The 9,692-nt window shown below is 72.0% G+C and carries 9 protein-coding genes; 3 read left to right on the top strand and 6 right to left on the bottom strand.

Annotated elements, in window-relative coordinates; all coding sequences use genetic code 11:
- The coding region (locus tag IEZ21_RS33895; protein ID WP_189325644.1) for an RNA-guided endonuclease InsQ/TnpB family protein at positions 1–438 on the top strand (438 nt) is incomplete at its 5' end.
- 19 nt (positions 439–457) lie between these two features.
- On the opposite strand, the gene IEZ21_RS33890 is transcribed toward IEZ21_RS33895, so the two are convergent.
- The 5 genes from IEZ21_RS33890 to IEZ21_RS33870 form a co-directional block, all read right to left on the bottom strand.
- The gene (locus IEZ21_RS33890) at positions 458–1,858 is read right to left on the bottom strand and encodes a M20/M25/M40 family metallo-hydrolase (RefSeq protein ID WP_189325643.1); all 1,401 of its coding nucleotides are present in this window, start codon (positions 1,856–1,858) and stop codon (positions 458–460) included.
- A gap of 109 nt (positions 1,859–1,967) precedes the next feature.
- On the bottom strand, positions 1,968–3,533 hold the full coding sequence (locus IEZ21_RS33885) for a PstS family phosphate ABC transporter substrate-binding protein (RefSeq protein WP_246568410.1): 1,566 nt from the start codon (positions 3,531–3,533) through the stop codon (positions 1,968–1,970).
- Positions 3,534–3,671: 138 nt separating this feature from the next.
- Positions 3,672–5,645 (bottom strand): serine/threonine-protein kinase, encoded by a 1,974-nt coding sequence (locus IEZ21_RS33880; protein WP_189325641.1) that lies wholly within the window; start codon positions 5,643–5,645, stop codon positions 3,672–3,674.
- Positions 5,646–5,724: 79 nt separating this feature from the next.
- Complete coding sequence (locus IEZ21_RS33875; protein WP_189325640.1) at positions 5,725–6,192, bottom strand: MarR family winged helix-turn-helix transcriptional regulator; 468 nt, start codon at positions 6,190–6,192, stop codon at positions 5,725–5,727.
- Positions 6,189–6,803, bottom strand: a complete 615-nt coding sequence (locus tag IEZ21_RS33870; protein WP_189325639.1) for a type 1 glutamine amidotransferase family protein — start codon at positions 6,801–6,803, stop codon at positions 6,189–6,191. The genes IEZ21_RS33875 and IEZ21_RS33870 overlap by 4 nt, the downstream gene beginning before the upstream one ends.
- A gap of 132 nt (positions 6,804–6,935) precedes the next feature.
- Between IEZ21_RS33870 and IEZ21_RS33865 the strand changes: the two genes are divergently transcribed.
- On the top strand, positions 6,936–7,619 hold the full coding sequence (locus IEZ21_RS33865; protein WP_189325638.1) for a DUF4956 domain-containing protein: 684 nt from the start codon (positions 6,936–6,938) through the stop codon (positions 7,617–7,619).
- Positions 7,616–8,407 carry a VTC domain-containing protein gene (locus IEZ21_RS33860; protein ID WP_189325637.1) on the top strand — a complete coding sequence of 264 codons (792 nt, stop codon included), beginning with the start codon at positions 7,616–7,618 and terminating at the stop codon, positions 8,405–8,407. The genes IEZ21_RS33865 and IEZ21_RS33860 overlap by 4 nt, the downstream gene beginning before the upstream one ends.
- Here IEZ21_RS33860 and IEZ21_RS33855 read toward each other — a convergent pair.
- A complete protein-coding gene (locus IEZ21_RS33855) occupies positions 8,404–9,681 on the bottom strand; it encodes a sensor histidine kinase (protein WP_246568408.1) in 1,278 nt (425 codons plus the stop codon). The genes IEZ21_RS33860 and IEZ21_RS33855 overlap by 4 nt on opposite strands.
- Between the last annotated feature and the right edge of the window lie 11 nt (positions 9,682–9,692).

The following is a 9,692-nucleotide window of genomic DNA, read 5'->3' as shown; positions in this document are numbered from 1 at the left end:
GAACGCACCGGTCGCGGGATCGCCCTGGAAGACCTCACGGGCATCCGCGAACGGGTACGGCTTCGCAAGCCCCAACGGGCCACCCTGCACAGCTGGGGCTTCGCCCAGCTGGGACAGTTCATCGCGTACAAGGCCCGCAAGGCCGGGGTACCGGTGGTGCACGTCGATCCGGCGTACACCTCCCGCACCTGCGCCGAATGCGGCCACATCGACAAGGCGAACCGGGTGGGTCAGGCCTGGTTCGCGTGCCGGAACTGCGGATTCGTTGATCACGCGGATCGGAACGGCTCCCGCAACATCCGCGCCCGCGCGCGGGAGTTGTGGCGACGCGGGGCCCAGTCAACGGCCCCTGACCCACCCCGGACACCTCGGAGTGGGGCTGGACGCAAACGCAGCATCACCGCCAGTGATGCCCGTTGTGCAAGCCCGTCGCCTTAGCGACGGATAGTTGACGCAGTCACGTCTGTGGCTGCGGGAACGCCACCGGGCTTCGATAACCCGCCCTGCTCACCGCCCTCACCCCGAAGAACACGTTGTCCTTCGACAGGTCCACCTTGTGTTTCGTCACGTCGCCGACCGGGATCACGTGCGTCCAGTCGGGCTCCGTGGTCTCGCGCCACACCACCTCGTAGCCCGCGAGGTCGGGCTCGGAGTCGTGCGTCCAGGTCAGCTCGGTGGAGTTCGTCAGCGCGGCGGTGAGGATCTTGGCACCCCGCGGTGTGCCCGGGGCCTGGGCCAGGCTCCAGAGGGCGGCCGCGTTGACGCGCGCCACGCGGGCGATGAAGGCGAAGTCGCAGAACTCCGGCAGGTCCCCGTACTGCTTGCCGTTCTCGACCCGTACGTCCTGGTGCTGGTGCGCGTAGTCCTCCGCCGGTTCGGTGAAGCGGGCGGCGGGATAGGCGCGTTCGAGGAAGGGGATGTGGTCGCCGCCGCGGCGGTAGCGGTCGCGGCGGTAGATGACGCGTACGTTCATGCCGGTCGCGGAGTTGTCCGCCGTGTCCCTGACGAAGCGGGCCAGCTGGCGGGTGGCGGAGTCGTTCTCGCCGCCCACGGAGCGGCGGGTGTCGGCCTGTTCGGGGGTTTCCGAGCTGGGGACGCCCTCCGCGAAGAGGCGGATCGTGTACGGGTCCTTCGTGCCGTCGTCCGCCGTCGGGCTGCCCACGATGTCGTTGGTGAACATGCCCTGGACGTCCGCGTCGGCCGACCGGAACCGCTGCGCCATGTGCGCCGCCCCGTACAGCCCCTGCTCCTCCCCCGCCACCGCCGCGAACACGATCGTCGCGGCCGGGCGGCGCCCAGCCATCACGCGGGCCAACTCCATGGCGACCGCCACCCCCGAGGCGTCGTCGTCCGCGCCCGGGGCGTCCGAGGTGGCGTCCATGGGGTCGGAGCAGCGGGAGTCGTAATGGCCGGAGACCACGTAGATGCGGTCCGGCGTGACCGAGCCGCGCAGGGTCGCGACGACGTTCGTGATGCGGGTGGCCGTAGGGATACGGTTCGCCGGCTGCTGGACGTACGACTGGAGTTCGGCCGTCATCCGGCCGCCGGAGGCCTTCGCGTACGACTTCATCTCCGCGAGGATCCAGTCGCGGGCCGCGCCTATGCCGCGCTTGGGGTCGTCCTGGGAGGAGAGGGTGTGCCGGGTGCCGAAGGAGGCGAGTCTGCGGACGGTCGCCTCGATGCGGTCGGGGTCGATCTCCCCCAGCAGGGCGCGGAGTTCGCGGGGCGGGGGCTGGGCGGTGGCGGGGGGACGCGTACCCGTGGGCTCCATGGCCTTGGCCTGCGCGGCGACCGCGTCGGCCGAGACCGCTACGGCGGCCGATGCCGCGGCCAGGACGTTTCTTCTGCTGGGGCGCATGGGTCCTCCCGGAGCACGGGTGCACGGGTGATGGAACGACACCGTGACTTGCCATCGTTCTGCACACGCCAGGCAGGGGCAAGGGCGCCCAGAGGCCTCTGCCGGCCGATCAGTCGGCCTCGTCGCTCCTGGCCTTCTCGTCGCACAGCTTGGCCCCGGTCACCGTCTCGCACGGCACGTGCCCGTGGCCGCGGATCACGCTCTGGGCGGTGCCCCGGCGGACGTAGGCGAGGAAGCTGTCGGTGAGGGAGTTCGCGGAGGGGCGGCGGTAGGTGTAGGCGTACTCGAGCCCGTAGTACGGGTAGGCGTTCCGGCCCTTCTCCAGGTCCTCGACGGAGGCTTCGTGACCGTCGATGGCGAGCCGGCGCAGGTCGCGCCGCTCGGTGGCCTGGCTGAGCTCGCTGTAGCCGATGGCGCCGGCGGTCGCGGCGACCGTGTCCAGCACCTGCTCCGTGGAGCCGAGCTCGCAGCGCGTGACGGGGTAGGACGAGTCGTCCTTGCTGCCGCAGTCCAGCGAGGTGCTGGGCACCCGCTCCCAGCTGTCCAGCACCTCCCGCTGGAACATCTGCCGCGTACCGGAGTCGGCGTCCCTGCTGACGAGGACGACGGGAATGTCGGGGAGCCGTGCGTCGAGCTGCCGCCAGCGGGTGACCTCGCCGCGGTAGATACGGCGTACGTCGTCCAGGGTCAGGCCCCCGCTCGGCCGGATGCCGTCATTGACGACCAGGGTGAACAGGGACAACGCGACCCGGTTCGCGGTCAGTTGGGGATCGTCGACGGTCCTGGGGCCGTCGGAGAAGGCGATGACGGCGGGCGAACCCTTCGACCGGGCGCCCAGGGCTGCGAGGTCACTGACCCCGGCCGTGCTGCCGCGTGCGTCCACGTCGATGTCGGCGCCCTCGCAGTCCTGCTCGTACTCCTGCGCCAGGCCCTCCAGCACGGGCTTGAACGCGGTCGACCCGGTGAGCGCCAGCCGGCCCGTCTCGCATTCGATCGGCGGCGGGGTGTCGTCCCGGGCGACGACGATCGTGGCCAGGGTGATCACGCAGAGCGTCAGCAGCACGGTGATCAGCCGGGCCGCGCGGCTGAACAACGGCGGTTTGTCGTCCGGAAGAACGGCGCTGTTGGGATGCACCTCGCCGTCGCGGATGCCGCCGATGAGCCGTATGCCGCAGCCGACGTCCCCGCCCGACAGCAGCACGAGCAGCTTGAAGTGCTCGCCGCGGTTGAGCGGGACTCGGGGGATGCGCAGGACGCCGTCCTGGTAGCCGAAACCCGCGGCCGGGGTGAAGTGGTCCATGAGGTGGTCGGTGCCGACGGGCTGTGTGACCGACACACCTCGGATCACGCGGTCGCTGAACACCGCGGTGAGACCGTGCCGTTCGCGCCCGGTGTAGTCGCTGTCGGCGATGCTCTGCGAGCCGTCGTTCTCCACGCGCAGCAGCACCAGCGTCGCATCCGACATGTCCGACGCCTCGTCGAACAGCCCGAGCCGTACGTTCGCGCGGCCCGAACGCACATCGTGGCCTATGGGGTTGTCCATCTGCACGCGGTAGCCGATCCGCTTCCGGCGCGGCACCCGGCGCTCGTACCAGACCATCACGGCGGACGCCACGACACCGACGACCGCCGTCGTCAGCGCGATGACGTTCTCCGCGCTCAGCCAATCCTGCACGTGAGCCACTCCCCCGAGCATTACGCTGCGGGGTCAAGGTACGGCCCTCGGTGGGGACATTACGGACACGACAGCGGAAGTTCAGCGGCAGTTCAGCGACTTCACAGCTTTGTGCACGTCAACTCGCCTTGCTGTACGTCATTGGGTCCTGGTGTATGTCAGCTCGCCGCCGCCCGCCGTGTTCACGCGGCGCAGGCGGCCGTCCGGGAGGATGGTCAGTTCCGTGGCCTCACCGGGGCTGCAGGCGGTGGCCGGTTCGCCGACGGTGACCGTGGAGGGGCCGATGCGGAGCGGGCCGCCGTCGGTCGGGGCCTCGGCCAGTTCCGCCTGGAACACGCAGTGGTACGTGGCGCCGTCGGCCGGTCCGTCCGCCGTGAGCGAGAGCACGATGTCGCCCACCTCGCCCTGCTGGATGGTGAGCCGACGGGTGTTGCTGCCGGTGCCGGTGTCGAAGACCGCCGTCCAACTGCCGAGGTATGTGGTGGGGATCGTGCCGCCTGCGGGGTTCTCCTCCGCGGTCGTCGGTGGCTGGGTGGTCGGATCCTGGGCCGGGTCCTGGGTGGTGGTCGGGTCCGCGGTCGTGGACGCGCTCGTCGTCGGTGACGCCGTGGGGTCGCCGCCCGCGCCGTTGCTGCCCCCGCCACCGCTCATCAGCGCGTAGACCGAGCCTCCCGCGGCGAGCGCGACGACCAGGGCCACCACGACCAGGAAGGCGGTGGAGCGACTGTTTCGGTGGGGTGGTTGCTGCGGGGCGCCGGCTCCCGGCCCGTACGGAGGTCCGTACGGGGGAGTTGAGCCCGGCGCGGGCTCGTACGCCGGAGTCGGACCCCAGGTGCCGGGCTGTTGCGGGTAGCCGTACCCGGCGGGCTGCGGGTGCTGCTGCGGATAGCCGTAGGCCGGGCCCGGCGGATGGGTGGGCGGAGCCGTCCGGCCCGGACCGTTGACCATCGTGGGCAGGTGGTCCATCGGGGCGCTGCCCGGCGGGCCCGGCGGGGGCGGGGCCAAGTCGTCGGAGGCGGGGGCGTGTTCGGGGGCGGCTTCTGGGGCGCGTTCGGGGGTGGGCGCGTGGGGCTTGACGGCGTCCACGGCGGCCGGATCCGCCACGCCTCCCGCGGCGGCCACCTCCGCGGAGCCCGCCGGCCCTGTCGCCTTCTCGGCGCTCGCGGCGGCCGCAGCCCCCTCCTCCGGACTCTCCGGATTCTCGGTGTCCAGCAACTGCACGGCATGGCGCCCCAGTTGGGCCACCAGCATGCTCGGCAGCCAGGGTTCGCGGCTGCGGCCGTCGGCAACGGTGTCCTCCGCTCCGGTACGCCGCAGGATGTCGTCCAGGCTCGGGCGGGCGGCCGGGTCCTTGCGCAGACAGAGCCGTACGAGATCGGCGAGGCCCTCCGGCAGCCGCTCCAGGTCCGGTTCCTCCTGCGCGACGCGGAACATCAGGGCGTGCACCCCGCTGTTGGCCGTACCGAAGGGAAGGTCGCCGGTAGCCGCGTACGCGAGGACGGAACCCAGGCAGAAGACGTCGCAGGCAGGTGTGATGCGGTCGCCGCGGACCTGCTCGGGGGCCATGAAGCCGGGCGAGCCGACGAGCGCGCCGGTACGCGTCAGTCCCCCGTCGGTCACGGTCTCCAGGGCGCGCGCGATGCCGAAGTCGATGACGCGGGGACCGTCGATCGTGACGAGCACGTTCGAGGGCTTGAGGTCGCGGTGGACGATCCCGGTGGCGTGAATGTCCTTGAGGGCGTGGGCGAGTCCGGCCGCGAGGATGCGTACGGAACGCTCGGGCAGCGCGCCATGGTCGCGCCCGACGACCGTCTGAAGGGACGGCCCGGCGACATAACCGGTCGCCACCCACGGAATCGCGGCCTCCGTGTCCGCGTCGAGCACGGGCGCGGTCCAATACCCCCCGACCCGCCGCGCGGCCTGCACCTCCTGCCGGAACCGCGCCCGGAACTCCTCCTGCTCGGCAAGCTCCTGCCGGACCAGCTTCACGGCGACGGTACGGCCCCGGTCGGAGCGCGCCAGATACACGTTCCCCATACCGCCGGCGCCCAGCCGCGCCAGCAGCCGGTACGCGCCGATCCTCTGCGGATCTCCCGGCCCCAGCTTCTCCATGGCCAGCGCCACCTTCCCCCGTGCGTGTGCAACAGGGTGAGGATAGTGCGGCCGTACGGGGCGGTGGGTCGGGCGGTATCTACAAGCCCGTAACAGGTGACGCCGACGACGTGACCTCGTCGAGTGCCTGCGACAGGCGTTCCAATACGCGTACGGTCTCGGCGAACGCGTCTTCGCCGAGGGTGTCCGCGAGGCGGTCGGCGAGGGCCGCGTGGCCGGGGTCGATCTTCGCGATGGCGGCGCGGCCCTCCTCGGTCGGGGTGAGCAGCTTGGCGCGGCGGTGGGCGGGGTTCGGCGTGTACTCGGCGAGGCTCTTCTCGACGAGCAGGTCAGCGATCCGTTGCACGCTCTGCCGGGTGATGCCCATCGCGCGGGCGATCCCGGAGACGGGGAGGGGCTCGCGGAGTATGGCTCCGAGGACCTGCCACCAGGCGGCGGTCAGTCCGGCGGGCCGGGCCAACTCCTCTGCCACGGACAGGAATTGGCCGTTGAGCCGGAAGACGCCGAGGGCGCTGCGGCTGAGCAGGTCCTGACGCTCGCGGCTCACTGGCCGGCCGCCTCGAGGACGGCGTACGCCTCCGGGTCCGAGTCGTGGAACAGCCGGTACCAGGCGTCCAGCACCTCGCCCTCGTACACGCCGAGCAGCCGGAACACCTCGCGGGCGAAGGCGACGGGTTCGGTGGGCCCGGCGGTGATCAGCTTCCCGTCGGTCACGGCGTCGGCGTCGACGTATCGCTCGCCGCCCTTGTAGCCCGTGGCGGCCAGGTAGAAGGAGACAGCGCTGGTGTGGCTCCGGTCGTCGAGCAGGCCCTCGCGGGCCAGCCCGGCCGTCGCCCCGCAGATGGCGGCGACGGGGACGCCCGCGTCGAGAAACTCCCGCGCCTTGCGCGCGAAGGGCGCGAGGTCGTCACTCGTGTCCCAGAGGTCGGCGCCGGTGAGGATCAGCAGGGAGCTGTCCTCGGGGCGTACGCCGTCGAGGGCGAGGTCGGGCTGAATACGCAGGCCGCCGATGGTCGTCACCGTTTCGAGGGTGGGTCCCACGGTCCGGATCTCGTACCCGGCACGGGCGAGATACGCGGTCGTGTGTCCGGTCTCCCAGTCGGCGAAGGTGTCGTAGACGGCGAGGTGAACGGGCTTGCGGGGTGTCGTGCTGGTCATGGCTGCTCCTCCTGGCGTGCACCACAATGCGATGTCAGTATGCTGTCAAAAAGGCAGCTTGCTGTCAAGAGCTGGAACTCCTTAACCCGCGCGAGCGGTCCGCTTAACCCCTCGTTCCCTAGCGTCTTCGGCATGGACAGCACAGAGAATCTCGGACTGATCGCCGCCCACCTCGGCCTCGATCTCGTCGCCGTGACGCTGCTGACGTTCGGCGTCTTCCACCCACGGCACCACAGGCGCGAACTGGTGCCGGCGTACCTCGCACTGAACGTCTCCCTGTTCGCGGTCGTCGCCGCGCTCGGCAGGATGGGCAACGACGGCGGACTCGCGCTCGGTTTCGGGCTGTTCGGGGTGCTGTCGATCGTCCGGCTCCGATCGGACGCGGTGCAGCACCAGGAGGTCGCGTACTACTTCACGACCCTGGTCCTGGGCCTGCTGTGCGGGCTGCCCGGCCTGGGCCTCGGGGTCGCGGCGGGCCTCGCGGTCGTTCTGCTGCTCGTCATGTACGTCGCCGACCATCCCCGGCTGTACGCACGGGAGCGGCGGGCCGTCGTCACGCTCGACGTGGTGCACCGCGACGCGGGCGCGCTCCGCGAGGACCTGCGGCTTCGGCTGGGCGAGCCGCTGGGATGGATAGTCAGGGAAATCGACTACGTGCGGGACCTGATGGTTGTGGACGTGCGGTACCGGGAGCCGGGAACGGGATCCGTGTCGGAGCCGGCGACAGTGGCGGGGGCCGCCGGGGCATCCGCGTGGGAGCCGGCGGCGGTCCGGAACGGTGCGCGGATACCCGCGGCCACGGAACCGGTGCGGTGAGCGCCGCCGAGCGTGCCGTCGGCCGGGCCGCGCTCGCCGCGCACACCGTCTCGCTGGCCGAGCTGAACGCCCGCGCCGAGCTGCTCGCCCGCCACGACAACAGTTACGTCGTCCCCGTCGCCGTCTTCGAGGACTTCGCGGCACGGCTGACCGATCCGCGACGCGTGGAAGGCCCGTTCCGGGTACTGGCCATCGGCGGGCTGCGCTCCTTCCAGTACCGCTCCACGTACTACGACACCCCGGGACTGCGTACCTTCCACGACCACCGTCAGGGTCGGCGGCTGCGTTTCCGGGTCCGGGAGCGGGTCTACCAGGACAGCGGGGAGCGGCAGTTCGAGATCAAGCTCAAGAGCGGGCGCGGCGAGACGGTCAAACACCGGCAGCGGATGGACGGGGGTGATCACCCCCTGGACGGAGTGCGGCGCCGGTTCCTGGCCGACGTCCTCGGGCGGTCGTACGGCATCCGGGCCCCGTCCGGTCTCGTGCCCTCCCTGGTGACGGACTACCGGCGTGTGACGTTCGTCGCCGACGGGGAGCGGGTGACGTGCGACGCCGGGCTGCTCGTCCGGGATCCGGCGACGGGCCGTACGGCTGCCGCCGCCGAGGGGCTGGTGCTCGTCGAGACGAAGACCCGGGGCCATCTCACGGCGGCGGACCGCATCCTGCACGGGTACGGGGTGCGGCCGGCCGACTTCACGAAGTACAGCGCGGGGCTGGCGGCCCTGCGGCCCGGCCTGGGGGCGAATGCGTGGGTGAGGTGGGTGCGGGCGGTGTTCGGGCAGAGCTAGCTCTGGGCCGCGGGGAACGTCAGTGTCACCCGCGCCCCGGGCGCGTTCTCCGTACGGAAGCGGCCGCCCGGCTCCTCCGCCGTGCGGCGGGCGATGTCCAGGCCCAGGCCCGTGGAACCCGCGCCGCTGCTGCCGCGTTCGGTGGCGTGGGTGCCGGGGAAGCCGGGGCCCTCGTCCGCGACGAGGAGTTCCGGTCCGTCGGGGGTGGCGCGTGCCCTGACGCGGAAGGGGGTGCCCTGGGGCGTGTGGTCGAGGACGTTGCCGATCAACGCGTCGAGGGCGGCGGCGAGTTCGTCGGCGGGGACGGCGACCGGGAGTGCCCCGGAGGGGGTGTCGACCTCGACCGGGCGCCCCTGGTCCTCCGCCAGCGGCAGCCAGAACGCGGCACGTTCGCGGGCGACGGCGGCCAGGTCGGCACGGGGCGCCTCTTCCCGGAGGGGACGCCGGGCCGTGCGGATGACCTCGTCGACGCTGCGCTCCAGCGCGGCCACACCCGCGGCGATCCGTTCGGCCTCGGCCGGGTCGCGCAGGGTCTCGGCGTCCAGGCGGAGGGCGGCCACGGGGGTACGAAGGCGGTGGGCGAGGTCGGCGGCGTTCTCGCGTTCCGCGGTGAGGAGTTCGTCGATGCGAGCGGCGAGCCGGTTCAACTGACCGGCGATCAGCCGGAGTTCGGGCGGCCCCTCGGGTTCTGCGCGCGCCGACAGATCACCGGCGGCCAGCCGGTCCGCGGTACGGGCCAGGGAGCGGGTCGCGCCGACGAGCCGCGCGCCGAGCCGGTCGGCGAGCAGCAGCCCCAGCAGGACGAGGCCGACGCCTATGCCCGCAAGGACGAGCCACGACGTGAACACCCCGTCGTACAACTGCCCTCTGGTGAGAGCCACTTGAGCCACCGCCGTACCGTCGGCAGCACCCTGCACCGGCACGAGGACGACCCGCCCGCCGTCCGGCGGCTCGTACGTGAACGCACGTCCGGTCCGCGCGAGCCGCACCGCGTCCGTCACCCGGGTCGGCGTCCCGATGACGGAACCGTCCGCCAGCACCAGCGAAATGCTCGGCAGCCCCGGCCCGTTCACGCTCTGCACGGTCTGCTCGGCGCTCTCCCGGCCGCCCGCGCCCGCGACGAGCTCGGGTCCGGCGGCGGCCGCCACCCACTGCGCCCGCGCGGTCGCCTCCGCGGTGGCCCGGTCCGCGGCGTGGCTGCGGGTGAGCAGGGTGAGCGGCACCAGCAGCGCGGCCAGTACGAGTGCGGTGGTGGCCCCGGTGAGCAGGAGCACCCGCCGCCGCA

Origin of the sequence: Streptomyces flaveus, assembly GCF_014647675.1 — a bacterium.
Classification (GTDB): Bacteria; Actinomycetota; Actinomycetes; order Streptomycetales; family Streptomycetaceae; genus Streptomyces; species Streptomyces flaveus.
This window is presented reverse-complemented; position numbering and strand designations above follow the sequence as displayed.